Source organism: Nocardioides speluncae (genome assembly GCF_003121585.1).
In the GTDB taxonomy this organism is placed as follows: Bacteria; Actinomycetota; Actinomycetes; order Propionibacteriales; family Nocardioidaceae; genus Nocardioides; species Nocardioides speluncae.
Window position 1 is genome coordinate 50,715 of sequence record NZ_QEOO01000007.1, and the last position, 23,424, is coordinate 74,138.

Consider the following 23,424-nt stretch of genomic DNA (forward strand, 5'->3'; position numbering starts at 1 on the left):
GTGTCTTAGGCGTCGTAGTCGCGGTCGGTCGGGTGTGGCTGGCGGGTGATCCGGCGCCGTACGAACGAGGCGCCGGGTAGTGCGCCGACCTGCTCGATGGTGGTGTTGACCAGGCCGAGCGCCGGTGAGGTGGCGTCGACCATGACCTGCACATGGTCGAGCTGGTTGGCCATCTTGGCGGCGAGGTCGACCAGGTCGTCGGTCTTGCCGAGGGCGTCGCGGATCTCGTCGACGATGCCGCTCTCCAGTGCCTCGGTGGCCGCCTGGAGCAGCGGCCGGGTGGCCTGCAGGGTCAGGATCGTCTCGTCGATCAGGGTCTCCAGCTTGCCGGCGATCCGGCCGGAGAGGTCCAGGCCGTAGCTGACCCGGGCGTAGCCGTCGGTGGCGACCACGGTCACCGCCGCTGCTGCCAGCTCCACCAGGCTTGCCCCTGGGCTGATCGGGTCCGGGCGGGTCTTGTCCTCGTCCATGGTGTGCCTCTCGTTCGGCTCTCTTCCATTACAACAGTGATTTGGTTGGATGGGCCTATGAAGGTTGGGCCAGTCGTCAGGACCGCTGCACAGGCCGCCAAGATCGCCGTCAAGTACGGCCCGCAGGCCAAGATCGCCTGGGACAACGGCGGCAAGCAGGCCGCCGCCCGGGCCACCAAGCGGGCCAAGACCCTCAACGCCCGGCGCCGTGCCTTCGCCCACGCGGCCGGTGTGGTCGAGGGGACGGTGCTGAAGATCGCGCCGTCCGGCTCCACGGTGTACGTCGTGTTCACCGGCGAGCGCCCGATCGCGGCGTACCCGCCACAGGACCTGCCGTTCTCGGCGCTGCTGGAGCACGCCGACCTGTCCCGCCGGATGCCGGCGGTGCCCGCCGAGCCGTCGACGACTTCATTGAAGAAGCTGCCCCGGCCCGTACGCCGCAAGAAGTAGGCCGGCTACCCCGCGCGATCCAGGGTGGTCAGCACCGCGTCGGCCAGTCCGGCCTCGCCGCGCGCGTTCGGGTGGAACGGCGAGGCCGGCGAGGTCGGGACCAGGCCCTCGATCCACTTCGTCCAGGGTGCCGCGCACAGGTCCTTGCCGATTCTCGGCGTGTAGGTGTCGACGTATGTCGCACCGGCGGCGGCCGCGCGGTCGCTCAGCATGGCGTTGAGCCGCTTGACGGTGTCGCGCAGGTAGCCGATGTCGGGGTCGGTGATGGGGACCGCGGGCCAGCAGCCGCGACCGCTGTTCGGGACGATCGACGGGTAGCCGACCACCAGGATCTCAGCGGCCGGTGCCTTGTCTGCGACGGCCGACAGGACCCGGTCGATCTTCGGCGCGGTGGCCGCGATCCGGTCGGCGAACACGTCCTTTCCGGCGCTCGCGAACTTGTCGCGGCACGGCGAGCCGATCGGGAACAGGCTCACGCAACCGGTGAACGCGTCACTGATCGCGATGTCGTTGGCGCCGAGCCCGATCGTGACCAGGCGGGTGGCGGCGGTGGCCGCGTCGAGCTGCGGCGGTGCCACGCCGAGGCTGCCGTCGGTGGTCTGGGGTGCGAAGACGTGGTCGGTCTTGGCGCTGCTGCAGCCGACGTCGCGGAGGGTCAGCGGGGCCAGCTTTGGTGCGAGGACGTGCGGGTAGTTGCCGGTGGAGCGCAGGCAGCCGAACGGCTGCCCGGTGGGGAGGCCGGTGAATGCGCCGGCGACGTACGAGTCGCCGATCGCGACGTAGTTCGCGGTGTCGGTGTCGGCTGCGGCCGCCGGAGCGAGTGGCGAGAGTACGGCGCAGCCGAGGACCGCTGTGGCGAGGAGAATGAGTCGCATCGGCCGCCTCCTGAGAGACCTGAGCATTCCTGAGTGTTACCCAGGAATATGAGTCAAATTCACACAGTCGGCTAGGCGCGTGTGTGGACGGGTGCCGGACGCGCTGCGCCGTACGGTGGTGCCGTGAGGCTGGAGCTGGACGAGGGGGCGTCGATCGACCCCGAGCGCGCGGTCAACACGCTGGTCGAGGGCGACAACCTCGACGTGCTCCCGCTGCTGCCGACTGTGCTCGACCGCGGCGTGGACGTCATCTACATCGACCCGCCGTACAACACCGGCAACGACTTCGCCTACGTCGACGACTTCCGGGCGGCCGGCGGCAGGCGCCGTACTCGCCACGACGGCTGGCGGGAGATGATGCGGCCGCGGCTGGTGGCGGCGCGCGAGCTGATGTCAGAGCGCGGCGCGATCTTCTGCTCGATCGACGACAACGAGGTCGCGACGCTGCGGCTGCTGCTGGACGAGGTGTTCGGCGAGGCCAACTTCGTCGCCCAGATTGTGGTCAACCTGAACCCGAAGGGCCGCCAGCTCGGGAGTTTCTTCGCGACCAGCCACGAGTACTTGCTGGTCTACGCGCGCGAGCTGCGGGCGTGTGCACTGGACGCGACCAGCTCGGACATCGTGCACGAGAGCGACTTCCCGCTGGTCGACCCCGACGGCCGTCGCTACCGGCACCTGCCGCTGCGCAACACCAACAAGAAGTTCAACCCGCTCACCGCGCCGACCCTGCATTTCGCGATCTGGGGCAACCCGGAGACCGGCGAGGTCAGGACTCTTGCGTTTGAAGGTGCGGAGGAGGTCAAGCCGGTGTTCGGCGACGGCACGCCGGCGGTGTGGCGGTGGTCGGCGCCGCTGATCGACGCGCGGCCGGATGACCTTGTGTGCCGGGTGGTGCGCGGCCGGACCGGCGAGCGGGTCGACGTGTTCCAGAAGGACTGGCTGCACGCCGGGCGCCGCAAGAAGCTGAAGACGATCTGGCTGGCCGAGGAGGTCGGCTCCACCGACACCGCCGTCGCCGAGCTGAAGCAGCTGGTGGGCAAGGTCTTCGAGTCGCCCAAGCCGACCGGGCTGGTGCGCCGGATCCTCGGCACGATGCCGGCCGACAGCGTGGTCCTCGACTTCTTCGCCGGCTCGGGTACAACGGGGCACGCGGTCGCCCTGGTGAACGCGGTCGATGACGGCGTACGCACCTGTGTCTCGGTGAACTCCGCCGAGCCAACCCGCACCGGCTCCGACGCTCAGCTCGCCGGCCTGGCGACGGTCTCGGCGATCACCGAGGCCCGCCTGGCCGCGGTCGCACGGACCGTCGGCGGCGGCCTGCGGGTGCTCCGACTGTCGACGGTCGAGTAGCCGTCGTACTCAGACTCCGGCGGCCTTCTCCAGCGCGTCGAGCTCGCCGTCGAGGTAGGTGAGCAGCCGCTGCAGGTGCGGGACGGTACGGCGGCAGCCGGTGAGGCCGAAGCAGAGGTCGTCGGCGTACGAGACGCAGGTGATGTTGAGCGCGACGCCGTGGGTGGGGATCGACAGCGGGTACATGCCGTCGAGGCGGGCGCCGTTGAAGTACTGCGTGTTCTTCGGCCCGGGCACGTTGGAGATGATCAGGTTGAACGGCGGGCGTAGCGAGCCGCGGGCGCCGAGGATCGGCAGCAGGATCGCCGGTGACATGCCGATCGCGCTCATCGCGACGATCTGGGTCGGCGTCATCGTGGCCAGCGCCTCCTTGCCGGAGCGCATCGAGTCGCTGATCGAGGTGAGCCGGGCGGCCGGGTCCTCGAGGTGGGTGCCGAGCTGGGCGATCACCATGCCGACCGCGTTGCCGCCGTCGGCCGACGGCAGGTGCGACTCCTTGGCCTTCAGGCCGATCGGCACCATTGCGACCAGCGGCTCGTCCGGCAGCTCGTTGAGCTCGAGCAGGTAGCGCCGGATGGCGCCGCCGGACATCGCGAGCACGACGTCGTTCAGGGTGGTGTCGCTGGCCCTGCCGATGGCCTTGAGTCGCTCGATCGGCCAGTCCTGGGCGGCGAATCGGCGGGCGCCGGTGATGTTCTGGTTGAGGATCGTGCGCGGCGGGTTGAAGGCGATCGGCGCGGCCTCGTTGCGGGCGGCGCGCCGTACCGTCTTGATGAAGGCGCCGGGCATGCCGGCGGCCTCGGCGCTGATACCGATCGCGGTCCGCAGGGCGTTGGTGGTGACCTCGACCAGGTTGCGGTCGGCGCTCTCGTCGGCTGGCTTGGCGCGCTTGGGCCGGGCCGCCCACGGCGGCAGCATGTCGCGCTCGTCGGGGTCGTCGGAGAGCACCCTCTGCAGCAGCCGCATCGCGGAGACGCCGTCGACCAGCGCGTGGTGCATCTTGGTGTAGATCGCCACCCGGCCGTCGCGCAGCCCCTCGATGACGTGTGCCTCCCAGAGCGGCCTCTCGTGGGCCAGGCGGGTGCCGTGCAGGCGGGAGCAGAGGTCGAGCAGCTCGCGGATCCGGCCCGGCTTGGGCAGCGCGCTGTGCCGCAGGTGGTGCTCGATGTCGAACTGCTCGTCGGGGACCCAGGTGTACTGGCCGGCGGTGGCGAGGGAGCGGTGCGGGCGCCGGAGGAACAGCGGCGCCAGGTCGGTGCTGTCGGAGCGCATCTGCTCGTACAGGTCGCGAGCGTAGGTCCGGCCGGCGTCCTCCGGTTTCCGGTAGAGCTGGAGCGATCCGACGTGCATCGGCATGGTGCGGCTCTCCGCGAGCAGGAAGCCGGTGGCGGTCGGGTCAATCGGGAGGGCCATGTGTGCTCCTTGAACGCGTCGACCGTGGGCGGGTCGGTACCGACCATACTCACGCACTCGGGTCGAACGGCCCACCAGTCGTCCACAGTTTTGCCACCCCCCGATCTCTCCACAGGTACGACGTCGCCCACCACCGTCCGTCGGCGTTCCTCCCTAACGTCTCTCGTATGCCGGGAACGGCCCGGCGCTTCCATCCAGAGATCACGGGGGACACCCATGAAGAGGTACCTGTCAGCAGTCGCAGCAGCCGTCGCGGCGTTCACGCTCGGCGGTCTGGGGACGGCGTTCGCGCTGCCGTCGTCGGCCGACGAGCCGTGGACGCCGCCGGCCGACACCATCGTCAAGGTCACCGGCGACAAGGCCAACGGCTTCACCATCCACTACTACGACGGCAGCCAGATCTCGCCGCCGACCGACTCCGAGGCGTTCGCCGAGTGTCTGGAGTACGACCGGTACGTCGACCGCGTGCGCTGCAACACCGAGGTCCGGACGTGGTACCGCGACCTCGGCCAAATGAAGCGCGCCATCAACTGGGCCCGCTACGACGAGCGCCACGCCTGATCCGCTCGCCACGATCGAGCCAGAGCCCATCGGGTGGGCTCTGGCGCGGTCAAACCTCCTGGCGCGCCACGCGCATCAGAGTATGATCTCAGTATGAGCAAGAAGGTGAGGAAGACCTTGACGCTCGATCCCGATGTGGTCGAGGAGTTCGGTGACGACCCGAGCGCCTTGTCGGCCACGGTGAATTCGATCCTCCGCGTCGAGTTGGAGCGGCGGCAGCGGCGCAGAGCGCTCGTCGCGTTCGTGGACGAGTTGGATGCCAAGTTCGGACCGCCTGACCCGGAGCTGGTGGAGCACTTCCGCCGGCTGTTGACATGATCGCGCTTGTTCTCGACTCCGAGGCATTCTCGTCGCTCGCGCGGTCGCGGTCTGGCAGTCGGTCCGCCGATGTCCATGCCGCGCTGCGCGCAGCCATCCACGCCGGCAGCGACGTCTTAGTACCGGCCGCTGTGCTCGCCGAGCAGTACCGCGGCGGTCGGCACGACCAGGTCGTTGACTCCTGTCTGAGTGAGCACTCCGGGATCGAAGTCGTTGACACCACGCGGCAGCTCGCCCGCCGGATCGGAAATCTCCTTGCCAGGGCCGGCCGTGGCTCGCGAGACCACGTGGATGCAACCGTTGTCGCGGTGGCGGTCGCTGCGGGCGGCGCGGTCATCATGACTGGCGACAGTGACGACATCGGTGTGCTCGCCGCGGGCCTGGTGGGCATCACCATCTACGCCATCTGACCGGAGCCTGCGAAGTACAGGCTCTGGCAGGATCGGGGGCATGGTGCAGGTGCGGCACGAGGTCGGTCCGAGGTGGGTGCTGCACGTCGACCTGGACCAGTTCATCGCCGCGGTCGAGGTGCTGCGGCGACCCGAGCTCGAGGGCTTGCCGGTGGTGGTGGGAGGGCGGGGGGATCCCACCGAGCGGGGTGTGGTGTCTACGGCGTCGTACGCCGCGCGTGAGTATGGCGTGGGCTCGGGGATGCCGCTGCGGGTGGCGCTGCGCAAGATCCCCGACGCGATCTTCCTGCCGGTCGACGGGCCGGCGTACGACGCGGCGTCCGCGGAGGTGATGGCAACGCTGCGCTCGCTCACCTGGGGCGGGGTGCCGGTGCTGCTGGAGGTGCTCGGCTGGGACGAGGCGTTCCTCGGCCCGGGCGCGGACCACGGCGAGCTCGGCGACGCGGCCGAGTTCGCGGAGGTGGTGCGGGCCGAGGTGCTGGAGGCGACCCGGCTGCACTGCTCGGTCGGCATCGGCGACAACAAGCTGCGCGCCAAGATCGCCACCGAGTTCGGCAAGCCGCGTGGCAGCTACCAGCTGACCAAAGACAACTGGACCGAGGTGATGGGCGAGCGGCCGACGAACGCGCTGTGGGGGATCGGCAACAAGACCGCCAAGAAGTTGACCGCGCTCGGCATCGACACGGTCACCCAGCTCGGCCGTGCCGACGTCGACATCCTGGCGGCCGAGCTCGGACCGACGATCGGCCCGTGGCTGGGCCGGCTCGGCCGCGGTGTCGCCAGCGCCACGGTCGACCCGACGCCGTGGGTGCCCCGCGCCCACGGCCGCGAGCAGACCTTCCAGGAGGACCTGACCGACTGGGCCGACGTGGAGCAGGCGGTGCGCGACCTGACCACGCGCGTCCGCGAGGACATCCTGCGCGAAGGCCGGCCGGCGGTCCGGGTCGGGATCAAGGTGCGGTTCAAGCCGTTCTTCACCGTCACCCGCAGCCTCACCCTGCCCGGCGAGTCCACCGACGAGCAGGAGCTCGCCGACGCGGCCGTGTCTCTGCTCGACCGCGTCGAGAAGGACCGCCCGGTGTGCCTGCTCGGCGTACGACTGGAAATGGCGGAGGTGGGAGGGGGAGGGGGCCCCAGAGCGGCCAGCACCACCACCGGCTGACTGTTGGCCCGCATACTGGCCGAGTGCCGCTCTCTCTGCATCACGTGGTCATCGATGCCCACGACCTGCCCAGGCTGGCCCGCTTCTGGTCGGCCGTGCTCGACTGGCCGATTCTGTCCGAGCGGGAGCGAGAGATCGTGATCGGCCCGGACGAGACCTCGCCGGTCGGGATCTGCTTCATGCCGTCGCCGGACCAGAAGAGGACCAAGAACCGGATCCACCTCGACCTCACGACGGGCGCACATGACCGCGAGGAGGAGATTCAACGGATCCTCGGGCTCGGTGCGACCCGAGTCGATATCGGGCAGACCGGTGAGGAGTCGTGGCTGGTCCTTGCTGACCCCGAGGGCAACGAGTTCTGCGTCGTCCGGCCCAAGCAGACGCTGATCAGCTGAGGTCGGCCCGCAGCTCCCGGACGACGGAGTCGACGACGGCGACCAGGTCGCCGCCTGTGGCGGCGGCAACGGCGCGCTGGCGCTGGTACGACGCACCGTCGCGGGGGATGTCGGCGACGGCGCGGAGCTCGTCCTCGCAGTTGAGCTTGCGGGCGATGGGGGTGAGCCGTTCGAGGAGGTCGTCGAGGTCCTCGGTGACCAGCCGCTCCCGAGACGAAGCGTCCAGGATGATCACGGCGTCGAGGCCGTAGCGGGCGGCCCGCCACTTGTTCTCCTGGACGTGCCACGGCGGCATCGTGGGCAGCGGCTCGCCAGAAGCCAGCCGGTTGTCGAGGTCCACGACGAGGCAGTGCATCAGCGCGACGAGCGGGGCCAGCTCGCGGAGGGTGGAGACGCCGTCGCAGACCCGGTTCTCCAGGGTGCCGAGGTGCGGCGCGGGGCGGACATCCCAGCGGATCTCCGACAGCTCGTCGATGACGCCGGTGGTCAGCTGGTCGTTCACGAACGACTCGAACTCCGACCACATCTCGAACTGGAACGGCAGCCCGGCGGTCGGCAGCTGCTGGAACATCAGCGCCCGGTTGGACGCGTAGCCGGTGTCGGTCCCTGCCCACACCGGCGAGGACGCCGACAGCGCCTGCAGGTGCGGGTAGTGGTTCAGCAGCGACGACAGGATCGGCATCACCCGGTCCCGCTCCGGCAGCCCGACGTGGACGTGCACCCCCCAGATCAGCATCTGCCGGCCCCACCACTGGGTGCGGTTGATCAGCTCCTCGTAGCGATGGCCGGGGGTCAGCTGCTGCTCCGACCACGCGGCGAACGGGTGGGCGCCGGCGCCGTACAGGTCGACCCCGAGCTCGTCAGCAGCCGGTACGACGACCGACAGGCTCTCGCGGAGATCGTCCATCGCCGACCCGACGTCGTCACAGACGCCGGTCACCACCTCGACGGTGTTGCGGAGCAGCTCCTTGTGCACCTTCGCCGGCTCCTCCAGCTGCGGATGGCAGGCGGCGAACAGCTCGGCGGCGGAGTTGACGAGATCCCGAGTTTGCTTGTCCACGAGCGCGAACTCCCACTCCACGCCCAGGGTCGGTCGCGGCGAGCTCCGGAACTCGATCTCCATCGCACGATCGTGACAGCCGGAGCCCGGCTACGGCGACCGTCTTGTCCCTCCCGTGGACGATCTGGACAAACCGACCGGATTGTGGTCTCGACGAGGGTTGTCGCGCAACCTGCTCGACCCGGGTCGGGCTAATAGCCGGTCGCCGCTCGGGAGCGAACAGCCAGTCCTCGAACAGCCCGTCGAGCTGCTTGCCCGACACCTGCTCCGCGAGCCTGATGAACTGCGCGGTGGTCGCGGTGCCGTACTTGTGATCCCGCAGCCAGCGCTTCGCCAGCCGCTGGAAGGCCGAACTGCCGATCCGCTCCCGCAGCACCTGGAGCGTCATCGCGCCGCGGTCATAGATGGCGGAGTGGAAGAGGTTCTCGGGCCGGTCGGGGTTGCCGGGCGGCACCGTCCAGAAGTCGTCGCCAGCCGGATGCGCGGCATAGGTACGGCGGAACGCCCGGTGCGGCGACGGCCCGCCCTGCCGGTGCGCCCATAGCCACTCGGAGTAGACCGCCCAGCCCTCGTTGAGCCAGATGTGGTTCCAGTCCCGCGGTCCGACGGAGTTGCCGAACCACTGGTGCGCCAGCTCGTGCACGGTGGTCGACGGGTCGGCCCCGCCGGGCATCACCGGCCGGGTCTGGGTCTCCAGGGCATATCCGGAGCTCACGTTGTCGATGACCAGCCCGGACGAGCCGAACGGGTACGGCCCGTAGACGCTCTCCAGCCACGCGAGCATCCGCGGCAGCCGCCGGAGCGCCGTCTTCGTCGCGGGCGTGACCAGCTTGGGGTCGGTGAAGCTGATGAACGGCGTGCCGTCGGCGCCGCGCCGGCGGTCCACGTCGTACTGGCCGATCCCGACCATCGACAACGCCGGCGACATCGGCCGGCCCATCCGCCAGTGCCACGTGGTCCGGCCGTTGCTGGTACGCCGCGACACCAGGTTGCCGTTGCCGGCCACCTCGAGCCCGGACCGGACGTTGACGCGCACGTCGAACCGCGCCTTGTCGCGCGTGGTGTCGTTGTTGGGGAACCAGGTCAGCGCGCCGACCGGCTGGTTAAGCGCCACCGCGCCGTCGCCGGTCCGGAACCAGCCTTCGGAGCTGCCGTCGGGGTCCTGCATGGTGCGCGGCCGGCCGGAGTACCCGATCTTGACCCGGAACGTCGCGCCCTTCCGCACCACCCGTGGCAGGTCGATCCGCAGCTTGTGCCCGGCCTGCTGCGTGGCCGCCACGCGGCCGTCGACGCGGACCGCGCCGACCTTGAGGTTCCGGGCGAGGTCGAGGGAGAGGCCGGTCAAGCCATGCTTGGCCTTCGCGGTGACCGTCGTGGTGGCCACGATCCGCTTGGTCGCAGCGGCCCACCGGATCCGCATGTCGTAGTGGCTGACGTCGTACCCGCCGTTGCCGTACGCCGGGTACACCGTGTCGCCCGCGGTCTCCGCGCCCGGGCGAGGCCCGCCGCTCGACGCACCCATCACCGACGTCGGCGCGGCCACCGCCGTCGCCACGACCATCGCCACCGCGGCGGCCCAGGTCCGCCGGTTCCTCCGAGAAGTCATCGCCACTCTCGCGACCCTACTTGGGCGATCCAGGCGGCCGCGGTGCCGTCGTACGGCGCGGTCCGAGCGAGTACGGCGGCGTGCACGACCTCGCAGCTGACCAGGGCGCCGGCGATCACGTCGGCCGGGTAGCCGAACTCCACCTGGTGCTCGGCGAACTCGTCCTCGTCGTCGATCCGGGTGCTGCCGTCGAGGTCGCCGATCACGTCCAGGTCGAGGTCGACGGCGCGCAGGGTGCTGCGGTCCCACTCGGGCGGGCTGGTGATGTCGACGTACACCTCGACCGCGCCGCCGTCGTCGTGGAACCACGCCAGCCAGCCCCGGTCCCCCGCGTCGACAGCGGGCACCAGCCCGACCTGGTCGGTCGGCGCGACGTACTCCGCGCCGGGCCGCGTCATCAGCGTCCCGGCCGGGATGCCGAGCCACTCGCCGTGGTGGTCGGTGCCGAGCCATCGGGCGTCGTACTCCCAATGCGGGCGGCCGCCCCACTTCGACATCACGACCCGGACCTGCTCGCCGATCTCCCTGCCACCAACCCTGCCAACAACCATGCCGGCCAGTCTGCCAACAGCGCCCTACTTCTTGGGCTTCGGCACGACCCGCTTCGAGGCGGCCGCGAAGACGTCCTGGTAGCGGGCGCCGGTGAACTTGGCGAACTGGTGGATCAGGTGCGCGTCGATGCCGACCAGCACCCGCGGCTTGCCGCCCAGCATGCCCTTCACGATGATCTCGGCGGCGTCCTCGGGCGACATCCGGGCGAGCCGCTTCTCGAACAGGTCGTCCAGAGCGTTGGCGTCGATGTCGGCGGTCTTGCGGCCGTTGCGCGAGATGCCGGTCTTGATGCCGCCGGGGTGCACGCAGGTGACGCCGACGGGCCGCTTGTTGACCAGCATCTCTTCGCGCAGCGCCTCGGTGAAGCCGCGGACGGCGTACTTGGTCGCGTTGTACGCCGACTGGCCGGGCATCGAGACCAGCCCGAACAGCGAGGAGATGTTGACCAGGTGCCCGTCGCCGGAGGCGATGAGGTGCGGGAGGAACTCCTTGGTGCCGTTGACCACGCCGGTGAAGTTGACCCCGACGATCCAGTCGAAGTCCTCGTAGGACATGTTCTCGAAGTCGCCGGTCGCGGTGACGCCGGCGTTGTTGACCAGCACGTTGACCCGGCCGAACTGGCCCGCGACCGCCCCGGCCCAGTCGGCCATCTGCTCGCGCGAGGACACGTCGACCACGTCGCTGCGGACCTCGGTGACGCCGGCTGCCTTCAGCAGGTCGACGGTCTCGGCGAGCCCGTCGCCGTTCCAGTCGGAGATGGCCAGCAGCGCACCGCGCTCGGCCGCGTTGAGGGCCAGCGCCCGGCCGATGCCGGAGCCGGCGCCGGTGATGGCGACTACCTTGCCGTCGAGCGTCTTCATGCGAATGCGTCCTCTCGGGTGCGGGCCGGAGCCACGGTGTACGCCGTCTTGTCGAACCTACTGAGCAGGCGCCGGAAGGTGAAGGTCGCCCGCGGCCAGAGCGTGGTGTTGCGGCCGTGCTCGTCGAGGTACCAGCTGGCGCAGCCCCCCGAGCTCCACACGCTGGGTTCCATCCGGCGCTGCAGGTCGTCGTTCCACGCCTGCTGCACCTCCGCCCGCGGCTCCACGGTCGCCAGGCCGTCGGTCTGCATGGTCCCCAGCGCGTCGCGGATGTAGGCCAGCTGCGACTCGATCATGAACACCATCGAGGAGTGGCCGAGGCCGGTGTTGGGCCCGACGATCTGGAACAGGTTGGGGAAGCCGTGCACGGTGCAGCCCTTGTAGGCGCCCTGCCCGTTCTCCGACCACACATCGGCGAGCTTCCGGCCGTCGCGGCCGCGGATCCGCTCGGCGATCGGCGGGTCGGTGACGTGGAAGCCGGTGGCCACGACGAGTACGTCGATCGGCCGCTCCACGCCGTCGGCGGTGACGATCGCGTCGCCGGTGATCTTGGCGATTCCGTCGGTGACCAGCGAGACGTTGTCGCTCGCGAGCGCCGGGTAGTAGGTATTGGAGATCAGGATCCGCTTGCAGCCGATCGCGTAGTCGGGCGTGACCCGCGCGCGCAGCTCGGGGTCGGCGATGCCCCGCCGGATGTTGGACAGGCCCAGCAGCCTGGCCGGCAGCGCGAGCTCCGGGCGCCGGGTGAACGCCGGGACGTACGCCTCGCGGCCCCAGTAGATCGCGGTCCGGTAGAGCTTCTGGATCGCCGGGACGCGCTTGAACAGCGCCTTCTCGACGCCGGTGTAGGCGCGGTCGTGGCGCGGGATCACCCACGGCGCGGTGCGCTGGTAGACGTCGAGGTGGCCGACCACCTTCTGGATCTCCGGGACGATCTGGATCGACGATGCGCCGGTGCCGATCACGGCCACCCGCTTGCCGGTCAGGTCGGTGTCGTGGTCCCACCGGGCGGAGTGGAAGACCTCGCCCTGGAAGGTGTCGATGCCGTCGATGTCGGGCAGCCGCGGCTCGCAGAGCGCGCCGGCCGCGGAGATCAGGACGTCGGTGGTGATCGTGTGCCGCTCGCCGGCCCGGGACACCTCGACCTGCCAGACCTGCCCGGCCTCGTCCCAGGCGGCCTCCTCGACCGCGGTGTCGAACGCGAACCGGTCGAGTACGCCGGCCTCGCGCGCCACGCCCTGCAGGTACGCCTGGATCTCCGGCTGCGGCGAGAAGGACTTCGACCACGACGGGTTCGGCGCGAACGAGTACGAGTAGAGCTGGCTCGGGACGTCGCACGCCGCGCCGGGGTAGGTGTTGTCGCGCCAGGTGCCGCCGACGTCGCCGCCCTTCTCGATCACGAGGAAGTCGCGCTCGCCGTCCTCGTCGAGCTTGATGGCCATGCCGAGGCCGCCGAAGCCGGCGCCGATCACAAGCTGGCGGACCCGGTCGGGGAGGACTCGAGGGTCGCTGTCGTGGTTCATGCCAACAACGGTAGGTGGGCTATTGAACAGGCGTCAATAGCCTGAGACAACTTATTGAAAGTTGTTCAGTAGTAGCATGGTCCGGTGACCACTCCGCGGATCCGCCTCAGTCCTGACACCCGACGCGAGCAGCTGCTCGATCTCGGGGTCAAGCTGCTGGCCACCCGTCCGCTGGAGAAGCTCTCGATCGACCTGCTCGCGGAGGCGGCCGGGATCTCGCGCGGGCTGCTGTACCACTACTTCGGCAACAAGCAGGACTTCCACGAAGCGGTGGTACGCCGCGCGACGGAGGACTTGTTCGCGCTCACCGCACCCACCGACGACCCGGACCCGCTCGCCCGGCTCAGCGGCTCGCTGGACGGCTACCTCGGCTTCGTCGAGACCAACCGGCAGGGTTACCAGTCGCTGGTGCGGGCGGCGTACTCCGGCAACCCGACGATGCGTGAGATCTACGAGTCCGCCCGGGCCGCGCTCACCGACCGGATCTTCGACGAGGCCGAGCCGGGGGTCCTCGAGGAGTTCGGCATCGAGGACACCCCGGCGCTGCGGCTGATGGTGCGCGGCTGGTCGGCGATGGTCGAGCACGTCGTACTCGCCTGGGTCGAGGACTCAGGCGGCATCGACCGGCAGGCCCTTCTGGACTCGCTGAGCCAGGCGCTTTTCCAGATCATGACGACCGCGCCCAAGGCCGACTGAGACCTTCGCGACCCGCAGCACCACCGGCAACCGCAGCAGCTGCTGCGGCGGGTCGACCAGGTGGCTGACCCGCAGGAACGCCGCCGCCAGTTCCGGGTCGTGGACAGCCGCGGCCAGCAGCCGGTCGATGTACGCCGCCATCGGCCTCGGGCCGGCGCCGACCGCGATCATCCACGGGGTGTCGATGTGCACCGCGGCGCGCTTGTGGAAGCGGCGCGCCAGGTCGTGACGGCCGGCGTCCAGGCAGCGGCCGAGCTCCTCTGCCTCCAGCGCGGCGACCGTCATCCCCTGGCCGTAGACCGGGTCGAACGAGCACAGCGCGTCACCGGTGACGACCAGGCCCTCCGGGAACTCGGCCAGCCGCTCGTAGCGGCGCCGCCGGCTTGCCGGGAACCGGTAGAACAGGCCGTCGTCGAGCGGCTCGAGACCGCGGAGCGCGGCCGCGACGTCGGGGCTGGCCAGGCTCCGGGCGAACCTCACGAAGCCGTCCAGCTCGCGTGGCGGGCGGTCACCTGCAGTGCTGGTGAGGGAGACCGTCCACCGATCGTCCTCGTTGCGGACCATCACGCCGGACCTCGGCTTGGTCGCAGTGGCGTTGACGGCGCGCACCACCATCCGATCGGGCTTCCGCACGCGGAACTGCCGGGTCGCGTAGTGCTTGTCGCAGCGCACGACCTCCTCCTCGGGTGCGTCGTACCCACGCCGCTGCAGCCACTCAGGTGTCCGGGCGTTGCGCCCCGAGGCGTCGACGACCAGGTCGGCGGCGAGGAGCTCGGCCCGGCCGCCGCTGCAGCCGGCGACCCGTACGCCGACGACCCGCGCCCCGTCCGCGGCGAAGGCCAGGTCGAGGACCGACGTACCCTCCGCGACCCGGATCCGTGAGTCGGCCAGCAGCCGCCGGCGCAGGTGGTGCTCCAGGAGCGGCCGGCTGACGCCCAGCATCCGCAGGCCCGACCGGCCGCTGGCGAGCCGGCCGGCCGGGAAGTTCCACCGGCCGTCGGCCAGCATGTCGCCGAGCACGGCGCCTTCGGCCACCAGTTCGTCGGTCACGCCCGGGAATAGCGACTCGATGACCTGGAGCCCGCGGACCAGCAGCCCGTGGGTGTGGCGCCCCTGCGGGACACCCCCACGGGCTGCCGGCCCATGCGGCAGCTCGTCCCGGTCGACCAGGGTGACCCGGTCGTAGTGACGGGTGAGCGACCGAGCAGCGAGCACGCCGGCGATGCTGGCGCCGATCACCACGGCGGTGCGCTCACGCGCTTGCGTGCTCGCTTGCGTGTCCGGGTGCGTGCTCGACATGGCGGATCACCAGGCCGTGGGCTTGAGGATCGCGCCGACCGTGCCCGGAACCTGGCTCAGCCACACGTTGCGGAACTGCGGGTGCGCGGTGTTGAGGTAGGCGACCTTCGCCTGGCCCTTCACCGGGCTCGGGCAGAAGACCTTCTCCACGTCCTTCTGGCGCACGGTCACCGCCGGGGTGCCGTTGACGTTGAACCGGACCAGGAACTGGAAGCCGAGGTTCTCCGACCTGGGGACGGCCACGATCGTGCAGCTGAAGTTCGGCTTCTCGTCGATGTCGACCCGCGGCACCTTGCGGTCGCCGTACGAGCTGAGCACGAGCGAGCCGTCGGGCTTCTCGACGAACGGCGCGAAGATCATCGTGTCGTAGTTCTCGTTGCCGATGAACGCGTCGCTGCCGTCGCCGGGCGCCCAGATGTTGATGTCGTTGCCGGTGTCGCCGACGAGTACGTCGCTGTTCGGCGCCGCGAAGTCCTCCGGGCCGCCGACCAGGATGTCGCTGCCGGAGCCGCCGAGCGCGGTGTCGCCGCCGAGCCTGCCGATCAGCAGGTCGTCCTTGCCGCGCCCGAACAGCACGTCGGTGTTGTCCATGTGCTGCTTGGCGGCCACGCCGGGCGGCTGGATGAAGGTGTTGTCGGCGTTGTCGTTGTCCGCGCCGACGGTGACGTCGTTGCCGTTCGTGCCGGGCGCGACGAACGCGGCGGCGCCCGTCGCGATCCCGGCGGTGAGTACGCCGACGACAGCGGCCGTGGCGAGCAGCCGACGGCCGCGGCGGCCGGTACGGGCCGGAGTGGGGTGGGTCATTGCAGTCCCTTTCGTGGATTGTCTATGTGGGTCAAGTCAGTGGATGACACGGCCCTCACGCTAGGAATCGCGGTGCCTCAGCCACATGGGGAAGCCGCCTTAGATGCGGGCCTGAGGGCCTCAGATGTGTCCGTGGGCGGTCACCGACGTCTCCTAGGGGCCCGTGGAACAAAGAATGGGATTGGCGGCCGATCCGGCCGCGGAGGATAGTGACGCCATGTCCGGTGGCGAGACTGCGATGGTCGAACTGGTCGGCCGTGACGACAGCCTGGGCGTGCTGCAAGAGGCGCTCCAGCAGGCTGCAGCGGGCCGTCCTGCGTTCGTACTTATCTCCGGCGAGACCGGCGTCGGCAAGACCTCCCTAGTCGAGGCGTTCCTTCGGCGTGCCCGGATCCAGCGGCTCGCGGGCGCCTGCGTGCCGGTGGCCGGTGAGCCGCTGCCGTACGCCGCGCTCTCGCAGGCGCTGCGCGCAGCCTCGGCCACCGGCGTGGTCCGTCAGGAGCTGGGCCGCTCGCCAGACCTGGCCCGACTGCTGCCCGCGCCGCCGGTTGAGGAGGTCGCGCAGCGACCGACTCGAAACCAAGGCGATGAGACCGGATCGCGGCTGCGGCTGTTCCAGGCGGTGCTCGGCCTGCTCGGGCGCATGAGCGCCGCCGGGCCCGTCGTACACGTCGTCGAGGACCTGCACTGGGCCGACCGGTCCACGCTCGACCTGCTCTCGTTCCTGGCCACCAACCTGACCAACGAGCGGGTGCTGGTGGTCCTGACCTACCGCGAGGGCGCACTCAGCCAGACCGGCGGCCCGGCCAGCTCGCTCGGCCCGTGGCTGGCCGACTTCGGCCGGCTGTGTGACCCCCGCCGGCTTCGGCTGGAGCGGCTCGACAGGGGATCGGCGACCCGGCTGATCACCACGCTGCTCGGCGAGGTGCCGAGCCCGGAGTTCCTGGAGCGCACCCTGGAGCGCTCCGCGGGCAACCCGCTGTTCGTCGAACAGCTGGTCCGCGGCGGCGACGAGCCGGAGACCCTGCCGGCCACCCTCCACGAGCTGCTCCGGAGCCGGGTCCATGGACTGCCCGACCAGACCCGCCGGGTGCTGCGCGCAGCATCGGTGATCGGGCGCGGCGGCTCGGTCTCGCTGCTGTCGCGGGCGACCGGTGCGGCCCCCGAGGACGTGGAGGACGCGCTCCGGCCGGCGATCGAGGCACTGGTCGCCGAGGTGCGCGCCGACGACAGCATCGGCTTCCACCACCCGGCCTTCCGCGAGGTGGTGTACGCCGAGCTGCTGCCCGGCGAGCGCACCCGGCTGCACCGCGCCGCAGCTGAGGCGCTGACGGGCGATGTCGAGGCGGCGTCGTCCGACGCCGGGCCGGAGGTGATCGGCGAGGTGGCCCGGCACTGGCACCGGGCCGGCGACCTGCCCCGCGCGCTGGACGCGGCGATCACCGCCGGCGCGGCGTACGAACGGATGTTTGCCTTCGCCGACGCGCATGCCGCCTACGCGCGGGCCATCGAGCTGCTGGGGCAGGTGCCGGCCGACCTCGATCGGGTCGACCTGATGCGCCGTGCCGCGGATGCGGCGAGCCAGGTCGGCGAGACCGCCGCTGCTGTCCGGTTGATCCGGCAGGCCCTCGACGACGAGGAGGATGCGCGCGGACGGGCGGCCTTGTTGGAGCGGCTCGGCTCGTTCCAGTACTTCGCTGGGGACGGTGTGGCCGCCGAGGCCGCCCTTCGCGAGGCGGTCGGGCTCCTCGACCCCGACGAGAAGAGCACGCTCGCCGCACGGATCCACGCGGGCCTGGCGCTCTACGGGGCGGCCTGGTCACGTGTCGATCACGCCGAGGCCGACGGGACGCTCGCGCTGCAGCTGGCAACCGCGACCGGTGGCCGTCGCGAGGAGGGCCTGGCCCTGCACGCACTTGGACAGGTCGCCGCTACTCGCGGCGACACCGACCGCGGCGTCGAGCTGCTCGGTCAGGCACTCGAGATCGCACGCGAGGTGGGAGAGGCCAACGACCTCGGCATCGCGTACGTCGATCTCAGCCACGTCCTCAGCGTCGCCGGCCGCCTGGACGAAGGCATCGACCTCGGTCGGCAGGGGATCGTCGAGCTTGGCCGGTTCGGGCAGGACCGGCAGACCGGCAGCCTGTTGATGGTCAACGCGAGCGATGCGCTGATCAAGGCCGGGCGGCTGCCTGAGGCAGAGGAGCTGATCGACCAGGCACTGGCCCGGCACCCGCGCGGGATCATGGCGGCGCCCGTGCTCCTACTCTCTGCGCGGCTGACCATGGCCCTCGGCGAGCTCACCACGGCGTGGGACCGGTGCGAGCAGGCGCGCCTGGTGATCGAGTCCGAGAACGCCCCGGTCGGCTGGTTGCGCGAGGCGATCGAGACCGCGGCCGAGATCGAGCTGTGGGCCGGCCGCCCGACGGCGGCGTACGACCTGGTCATCGACGGCCTCGCTGCGATCCGAGGCACCGATGACGCGCACTTCGGCCGGTCTCTGGTCGCGCTCGGCCTGCGCGCGCTCGCCGACGATGACGCGGTACGCCGCGACGCCAAGTCACGCTCCGAGAGGGCCGGGCGGCTCGCCGTCCTGGAGGCAGAGTGTGATGCGGTCGGCGAGCTGCTCGGCGCGAAGGCGCTGCCCGAGACGGCCGCGTGGGCGGCGCTGTGCGATGCCGAGACGGCCCGGCTGAACGTCGACCGGGCGGGTGCGGGCGACCTGTGGGCGGAGGTGGTCGAGGCGTGGACCGCCATCGACCGGCCGCTGCCCGCGGCGTACGCCCGCTGGCGGGAGGCCGAGGCCCGGCTGATCGCGCGCGTCGACGCCGCCTCGACGGCCTCGCTGCGCGACGCGCACGCCGCCGCTCTGGAGCTGCGTGACGCGCGGCTGACGAGCGAGGTCGAGTCGCTGGCCACCTGGTACCGAGTCGACCTGCTCCCCGCCAGCGATCCCGCTGGCGCCTGCGCGGGGGACGACGGCGCGCTGGACGCCTACGGGCTGACCGCTCGCGAGCTGGAGGTCCTCACCGCACTCGCCGCCGGCCACACCAACCGCGAGATCGCCGACGCGATGTTCATCAGTGCCAAGACCGCCTCGGTGCACGTCTCCAACATCCTGCGCAAGCTCGACGTCACCGGCCGCCAGGAGGCCGCCCGGGTCGCCCACCGTCTCGGCATCACCGGCTGACCGTAGCCCTGATTGCCGCGGGCTTCCTGGCTTCAGGTGACTACCGAGTTACGCGGTCACCGTCGGCGGTTGGTCGCGGTACTACTCAATGTCCGCATTTGTCTTACGCGCCGCTGTGGTCAACGGTCTGTGGTTGCGGTCTATTAGTTCCTCCGGTGGAATCGGATATCGCCGTTGGGCATTCTTTCCGTTGAATAGCGATTATCGTGTGCTCGGTGATGGTGATGTGAGCACAAGAGGATTCCGTCGGTCAGATTCGTCTTTCCTCCCCTCGACCACGGGCTCAGATGATGGGCCTCACACCACTGTGCCGGAACCGAGCAGTTCTCGCCGCGGCATTGCTGGTCGCGGAGTCGGAGTGCCTTGCGTTGAGGCGCGTTGAACAGTCTCCTGGTGCGGCCGAGGTCGAGGATCTCGGACTTCCCGCCCAGCACCACCGGCACGATCTGGGCGGTGCAGGCCAGCCGTCGGGCCTCCGATGCGGTGATCTTGTCGTCGGTGCCGACCAGGCCAGCGGATGCGAGGTCGCGGGTGAGGGCGTCGTGGTTGATGGTGACCATGACGGTGGTGGCGTCGCCGCCGTGGTCGGGGAGCTTGGCTGGGTCGAGATGTTCCAGCAGTGCGATGAACGCCTGACCCCTGGCCCGATCCTGTGGCGCCACGGTGGCGTGCTGGCGGGGTGAGGTGAACGCATCGAGGTAGGTCGCGAGGCGGCTTGCCGCTGCGTCAGGCAGGACGCCGGCGAGTCTGGTGGTGCCGTCTCCACGCCTGGTCAGCGTCAAACTCACTGCTTCCCAGGCTCGTTCTTCCTCGCGCGTGAGCTGCTTGGCCTCCTCGGCTTCTCCGACCTCGGGCGCGATGACGTCCAGAATCCTGCGACCCAGCACCCGTAACTGATCCGGCCGATACTCCTTGGCGGCTTCGACCAGGTGTTCCTCAGCCTGCGCCCGCAGCGCCGGGTCGAGATCGCTGGGGAGCTCGTCGAGAGCGCGGGCGATCACTCGGGCTTGGGCCAGGTTCACCGAACCCTCGGCGACCGCCGTACCGAGTCGGGTCCACCGGCTATGCAGCGCCACCGCGAGGTGCTGCTCGGCCCGACAGGCAGCCGGGACATCGCGAGACTCATGGGCCAGCCACGCGGCCACATCCCGGGCGCCGGCCTCCTCCGCGACATCGTCAGCCGTCGCCATGATCCGCAACCGCAACGCGGCTAGCTGGACCTCCAACCGCGACAGCGCCAGCAGGGCATCAGCCTTCTCCGAGGTCCGCATGAAAGCTGGCTCGATACCGGCCACTTCACTCAATGCGGCATCGATAGCGGCGGCACAGGAAAGCACCGGATGCGGCGCATTCACGAGCATTCTTCCGGCACCTCCTCCACGCTCACCGACGAGATCAACTAAGGCCATCGTAGGGGCTGTCGAACACCAGTTCGAGGTTATCCACAGGGCAATTCAAAGAGATTCTGCGAAGCCTTTCGAGACTAAGGCGCCCTGAGCCAGATCTAAGTGCTAGCCCCGATGCCCGCGCCGGCGCCCCGACCTACCGTCGTATCTACCGTCCGACCTGGACACTCTGGCTTTCCAAGACTCGACGCGAGACCACCTGAGGAGGTGAACCATGTCCGAGCTTCCCGTGACCGTGCTGGCGGGCATGGTCTCCACCGCGGTGTTCGTGGTGAGCTACCTGCCGATGCTGGTGAAGGCGTTCCGCACCCGCGACCTCACGTCGTACAGCCTCGGCAACCTAGTGCTCGCCAACGTCGGCAACGCCGTGCACTCGGTCTACGTCTTCAGCCTGCCGGTCGGCCCGATCTGGTTCCTGCACAGCTTCTACGTGCTCGCGACCGTGCTGATGCTGGTCTGGCACCGCCTGTACGCCGGGCCGCGCCGGGCCTCAGCTTCCAACAGCGCTGAGCGCCAACCGGACCAGGTCTTCGCCAGTGAGGCCGGGCCAGCCGTGGACGGCCTGCCGCCACTCGGCCGGAACGGCACCGGCCCCGAACCTGGCTCCGAGCAGACCTCCGGCAATGGCGGCCACGGTGTCTGTGTCGTTGCCAATCCGGACCGCGTTGTGAAGAGCCGATGTGAGGCCCGCCGAGTGGGTCACGGCAGCCAGCGCCGCCTGTAGCGCCGCCACCGTGAATCCGTTCGGCACGAACCGGCTGCCGGGCACCTCGCCTGCATGATCGCCCAGCGCATCATTGAGCCAGTCCCGCCAGGTGCTCTGTCGGGAGTCGGGCAGTAGGTCGAGACCGGCCAGTACGTCGATCTCACCACCTCGTACTGCCAGGCGGATCGCCTCGCTCCACAAGACGCAGGAGTCGCCGGCGAGCGGGTCGGCGTGGGTGAGACGAGCCACGAGTCGAGCCGCGCGTGCGCACTTGTCGCGGTCGTCGAGGTGCGCGAGCGCGACCGGCGCGGTGCGCATCAGCGCGCCGTTGCCGGCCGAGTGGGCGTGCTGAGCCGTGTAGGCCGCGGCCTCCAGCATCATCGCATCCGCCGGACGGCCGCCTGCCCTGCTCGTGGCCGCGAGGACGGCTCGCGTCTGGATGCCGACGTCGGCCGGCCCATCGGCGTACCAGGCCAGGAAGCCGCGCGCGATCTCGTCGAGCGCATCCGCGCTGGTCAGGTCGACGCCGGTTGCGGCGACGCGCGCGATCGCGACCGCCATCGAGGTGTCGTCGCTCCACTCGCCGGGCGCGCAGTTGCCCAGCCCGCCACCTGTCATCACCGCTTCCTCGCCGGGCAACGGCGGGACGGCGAACTCGTAGGGCACGCCAAGTGCGTCGCCGACGGCTGAGCTCAGCAGCACGCCCGCTGCTCGATCACCGATCACATCTGCCTCTCGTTGCTACTTGTCAAGACGACAAGTTAAAGTCCGAGCCATGGTTTACACCAGCGAGCACCCCATCTTCTATGTGACGACCGACATCGTGGTCCTCACGTTGATGGACGGGGTGCTCTCGGCGCTAGCGGTACGCCGCGACGAGGACCCGCACGCCGGTGAGCTGGCGCTGCCGGGCGGCTTCGTCCGCGAGGGCGAGGATCTCGACGCCGCGGCCCGGCGGCGGCTGGCCGACGAGACCGGTGTCGAGGTCGACGAGCTGGTGCTGGAGCAGCTGCGGACGTACGGCGCACCCGACCGCGACCCGACCCGCGGCCGCGTCGTCAGCGTCGCCCACCTGTCGGTGATCCCGGCCCCGCTCGCGGCCAGCCCGGGCGCGCGCACCCGGGAGGCGCTGTGGCTGCCGGTGGCCGAGCTGCCCGGCACCCTCGCCTTCGACCACAACCAGATCCTCGACGACGCGATCGAGCGGACCAAGGCCAAGCTGGAGTACACCGCGCTCGCGACCTCGTTCCTCGACGCCGAGTTCACGCTGGCCGAGCTCCGCTCGGTCTACGAGTCGATCTGGGGCAGCGAGCTCGACCCCGGCAACTTCCAGCGCAAGATCCGCAACAGCGAGGACTTCGTCGAGCCGACCGGCCAGACCCGCCGCTCGCCCAGCGGCCGCGGCCGCCCCGCCGAGCTGTTCCGCGCCCGGAAGCGGCGTACCGAGCAGCTGGCCAGCCCGCTCACTCGCGTCGCGCTCTAGGGTCAGCGCCGGCCGCCGAACGTCCAGGCGTGCACCTCGATGTCGGCGTACCGGTCCGCGGTCAGTACGGCGCGGGCGGCGTCCGGGTCGGCCGCCCGGACCAGCGCGGCGGTGCCCAGCCATGCGGTGCCGTCGTCGGACAGCAGCGGGCCGTAGCCGATCAGATCGCTGGTGTCGGCGGGCAGCTCGAGGTCGGCGGCCGGGCCGGTGCCGAGGCCGAGCACCAGGTACCGGTCCTCGTCGCCGTCGCGGCCGCCGGGGAACTCCCACATGGTCCGGCCGAGCGTGTTGCGCCAGCGCCGCAGGAGTATGTCGCGGTACGCGCCGGCCTGGTAGTTCGGCTCCTCGAAGGCGAACGCGCGGGCGGCCGCAGCGTCGGGCAGGTCGACGATGTGCACGCTGCCGGTCGGGATCTCGCCGACGAACGTCGGACCGCGGGCGATCAGCTCGGCCTCGAACCGGTCCATGTAGGCCCAGTGCGCCTCGCCCAGCTCTTCGCGCAGCGGCAGCGAGCCGACCCGGTCACGGTGGTAGCAGAAGAACTCCATGCCGATCATCGTGACCGGAACACCCAAAGCCGCAGGGCCAGGAAGCGGGCGACGGTGACCCCGAGGTTCACCAGCGTGAGTACGACGACCTCGGCGCCGTGCGACGCCCCGTCCATCACTGCGAGCGCCGTACTCGTCGCGACCAGGCCCATCGCGAAGACAAGCAGCCCCCCGCCTGGTGCCGGACCAGGTCGGCCCGGCCGCGGACGCCGAAGATCAGCCGCCGGTTGGCGGCGAGGTTGCCGACCGCGGTGATCAGCAGCGCCAGCACGGGCCAGCTGCCCACC

23 protein-coding genes and 1 pseudogene are annotated in these 23,424 nt (G+C 70.4%); 10 read left to right on the forward strand and 14 right to left on the reverse strand.

What is annotated here, in order from left to right; genetic code table 11:
• Positions 1-5: 5 nt before the first annotated feature.
• Entirely contained in the window at positions 6-470 is a 465-nt protein-coding gene (locus DDV73_RS03500) for a hypothetical protein (RefSeq protein ID WP_109505861.1), read from the reverse strand.
• A gap of 57 nt (positions 471-527) precedes the next feature.
• Here DDV73_RS03500 and DDV73_RS03505 point away from each other — a divergent pair, with 57 nt between their 5' ends.
• Positions 528-920, forward strand: coding sequence for a hypothetical protein (locus DDV73_RS03505; protein ID WP_109505862.1), 393 nt, complete (start codon positions 528-530; stop codon positions 918-920).
• A 5-nt stretch (positions 921-925) separates the two neighbouring features.
• On the opposite strand, the gene DDV73_RS03510 is transcribed toward DDV73_RS03505, so the two are convergent.
• The gene (locus DDV73_RS03510; protein ID WP_206050690.1) at positions 926-1,795 is read right to left on the reverse strand and encodes an SGNH/GDSL hydrolase family protein; all 870 of its coding nucleotides are present in this window, start codon (positions 1,793-1,795) and stop codon (positions 926-928) included.
• A gap of 123 nt (positions 1,796-1,918) precedes the next feature.
• On the opposite strand from DDV73_RS03510, the gene DDV73_RS03515 reads away from it, so the two are divergent.
• The gene (locus DDV73_RS03515; protein WP_240617097.1) at positions 1,919-3,145 is read left to right on the forward strand and encodes a site-specific DNA-methyltransferase; all 1,227 of its coding nucleotides are present in this window, start codon (positions 1,919-1,921) and stop codon (positions 3,143-3,145) included.
• A gap of 9 nt (positions 3,146-3,154) precedes the next feature.
• Here the strand turns inward: DDV73_RS03515 and DDV73_RS03520 are convergent, their stop codons facing one another.
• Entirely contained in the window at positions 3,155-4,558 is a 1,404-nt protein-coding gene (locus DDV73_RS03520) for a WS/DGAT/MGAT family O-acyltransferase (protein ID WP_109505864.1), read from the reverse strand.
• 216 nt (positions 4,559-4,774) lie between these two features.
• On the opposite strand from DDV73_RS03520, the gene DDV73_RS03525 reads away from it, so the two are divergent.
• The 5 genes from DDV73_RS03525 to DDV73_RS03545 all read left to right on the forward strand — a co-directional run bounded on the left by DDV73_RS03525 (position 4,775) and on the right by DDV73_RS03545 (position 7,404).
• Positions 4,775-5,119 (forward strand): hypothetical protein, encoded by a 345-nt coding sequence (locus DDV73_RS03525; protein WP_109505865.1) that lies wholly within the window; start codon positions 4,775-4,777, stop codon positions 5,117-5,119.
• 93 nt (positions 5,120-5,212) lie between these two features.
• Entirely contained in the window at positions 5,213-5,437 is a 225-nt protein-coding gene (locus DDV73_RS03530; RefSeq protein ID WP_109505866.1) for a hypothetical protein, read from the forward strand.
• Positions 5,434-5,847 (forward strand): PIN domain-containing protein, encoded by a 414-nt coding sequence (locus DDV73_RS03535; protein WP_109505867.1) that lies wholly within the window; start codon positions 5,434-5,436, stop codon positions 5,845-5,847. The genes DDV73_RS03530 and DDV73_RS03535 overlap by 4 nt, the downstream gene beginning before the upstream one ends.
• Positions 5,848-5,887: 40 nt before the next feature.
• Complete coding sequence (locus DDV73_RS03540) at positions 5,888-7,009, forward strand: DNA polymerase IV (protein ID WP_109505868.1); 1,122 nt, start codon at positions 5,888-5,890, stop codon at positions 7,007-7,009.
• Between the two features lie 23 nt (positions 7,010-7,032).
• Positions 7,033-7,404 carry a VOC family protein gene (locus tag DDV73_RS03545; RefSeq protein WP_109505869.1) on the forward strand — a complete coding sequence of 124 codons (372 nt, stop codon included), beginning with the start codon at positions 7,033-7,035 and terminating at the stop codon, positions 7,402-7,404.
• Here the strand turns inward: DDV73_RS03545 and DDV73_RS29020 are convergent.
• From DDV73_RS29020 to DDV73_RS03570, 5 genes and pseudogenes are all read right to left on the reverse strand, one after another.
• On the reverse strand, positions 7,397-8,527 hold the full coding sequence (locus DDV73_RS29020) for a glutamate--cysteine ligase (RefSeq protein ID WP_109505870.1): 1,131 nt from the start codon (positions 8,525-8,527) through the stop codon (positions 7,397-7,399). The genes DDV73_RS03545 and DDV73_RS29020 overlap by 8 nt on opposite strands.
• A 172-nt stretch (positions 8,528-8,699) precedes the next feature.
• A pseudogene (locus DDV73_RS03555) lies at positions 8,700-10,070 on the reverse strand (M1 family metallopeptidase); the annotation flags it as partial.
• Positions 10,067-10,621, reverse strand: a complete 555-nt coding sequence (locus tag DDV73_RS03560) for a ribonuclease FAU-1 family protein (protein ID WP_109505872.1) — start codon at positions 10,619-10,621, stop codon at positions 10,067-10,069. The pseudogene DDV73_RS03555 and the gene DDV73_RS03560, both read right to left, overlap by 4 nt.
• 24 nt (positions 10,622-10,645) lie before the next feature.
• Positions 10,646-11,482 carry an SDR family NAD(P)-dependent oxidoreductase gene (locus tag DDV73_RS03565; RefSeq protein WP_109505873.1) on the reverse strand — a complete coding sequence of 279 codons (837 nt, stop codon included), beginning with the start codon at positions 11,480-11,482 and terminating at the stop codon, positions 10,646-10,648.
• Positions 11,479-13,005, reverse strand: coding sequence for a flavin-containing monooxygenase (locus tag DDV73_RS03570; protein WP_109505874.1), 1,527 nt, complete (start codon positions 13,003-13,005; stop codon positions 11,479-11,481). Before DDV73_RS03570 ends, DDV73_RS03565 begins: the two co-directional genes overlap by 4 nt.
• Positions 13,006-13,089: 84 nt before the next feature.
• Here DDV73_RS03570 and DDV73_RS03575 point away from each other — a divergent pair, with 84 nt between their 5' ends.
• On the forward strand, positions 13,090-13,701 hold the full coding sequence (locus DDV73_RS03575) for a TetR/AcrR family transcriptional regulator (protein ID WP_109505875.1): 612 nt from the start codon (positions 13,090-13,092) through the stop codon (positions 13,699-13,701).
• Here DDV73_RS03575 and DDV73_RS03580 read toward each other — a convergent pair.
• Both DDV73_RS03580 and DDV73_RS03585 read right to left on the reverse strand, forming a co-directional pair.
• The gene (locus DDV73_RS03580) at positions 13,615-15,000 is read right to left on the reverse strand and encodes an FAD-dependent oxidoreductase (protein ID WP_109505876.1); all 1,386 of its coding nucleotides are present in this window, start codon (positions 14,998-15,000) and stop codon (positions 13,615-13,617) included. The genes DDV73_RS03575 and DDV73_RS03580 overlap by 87 nt on opposite strands.
• Positions 15,001-15,006: 6 nt before the next feature.
• On the reverse strand, positions 15,007-15,804 hold the full coding sequence (locus DDV73_RS03585; protein WP_109505877.1) for a calcium-binding protein: 798 nt from the start codon (positions 15,802-15,804) through the stop codon (positions 15,007-15,009).
• Positions 15,805-16,021: 217 nt separating this feature from the next.
• Between DDV73_RS03585 and DDV73_RS03590 the strand changes: the two genes are divergently transcribed.
• Positions 16,022-18,994: a helix-turn-helix transcriptional regulator gene (locus DDV73_RS03590; RefSeq protein WP_161962276.1), complete on the forward strand. Its 2,973-nt coding sequence runs from the start codon at positions 16,022-16,024 to the stop codon at positions 18,992-18,994.
• Between the two features lie 143 nt (positions 18,995-19,137).
• Here DDV73_RS03590 and DDV73_RS03595 read toward each other — a convergent pair whose 3' ends face one another.
• Both DDV73_RS03595 and DDV73_RS03605 read right to left on the reverse strand, forming a co-directional pair.
• A complete protein-coding gene (locus DDV73_RS03595; protein WP_240617098.1) occupies positions 19,138-20,265 on the reverse strand; it encodes an HNH endonuclease signature motif containing protein in 1,128 nt (375 codons plus the stop codon).
• A 625-nt stretch (positions 20,266-20,890) separates the two neighbouring features.
• On the reverse strand, positions 20,891-21,808 hold the full coding sequence (locus DDV73_RS03605) for an ADP-ribosylglycohydrolase family protein (RefSeq protein ID WP_240617099.1): 918 nt from the start codon (positions 21,806-21,808) through the stop codon (positions 20,891-20,893).
• A gap of 73 nt (positions 21,809-21,881) precedes the next feature.
• Between DDV73_RS03605 and DDV73_RS03610 the strand changes: the two genes are divergently transcribed.
• On the forward strand, positions 21,882-22,589 hold the full coding sequence (locus DDV73_RS03610; RefSeq protein WP_109505881.1) for an NUDIX hydrolase: 708 nt from the start codon (positions 21,882-21,884) through the stop codon (positions 22,587-22,589).
• A gap of 2 nt (positions 22,590-22,591) precedes the next feature.
• Here the strand turns inward: DDV73_RS03610 and DDV73_RS03615 are convergent, their stop codons facing one another.
• Entirely contained in the window at positions 22,592-23,137 is a 546-nt protein-coding gene (locus DDV73_RS03615; protein WP_109505882.1) for a YciI family protein, read from the reverse strand.
• A 115-nt stretch (positions 23,138-23,252) separates the two neighbouring features.
• Positions 23,253-23,423: a hypothetical protein gene (locus DDV73_RS27695; protein WP_154402593.1), complete on the reverse strand. Its 171-nt coding sequence runs from the start codon at positions 23,421-23,423 to the stop codon at positions 23,253-23,255.
• Between the last annotated feature and the right edge of the window lies 1 nt (position 23,424).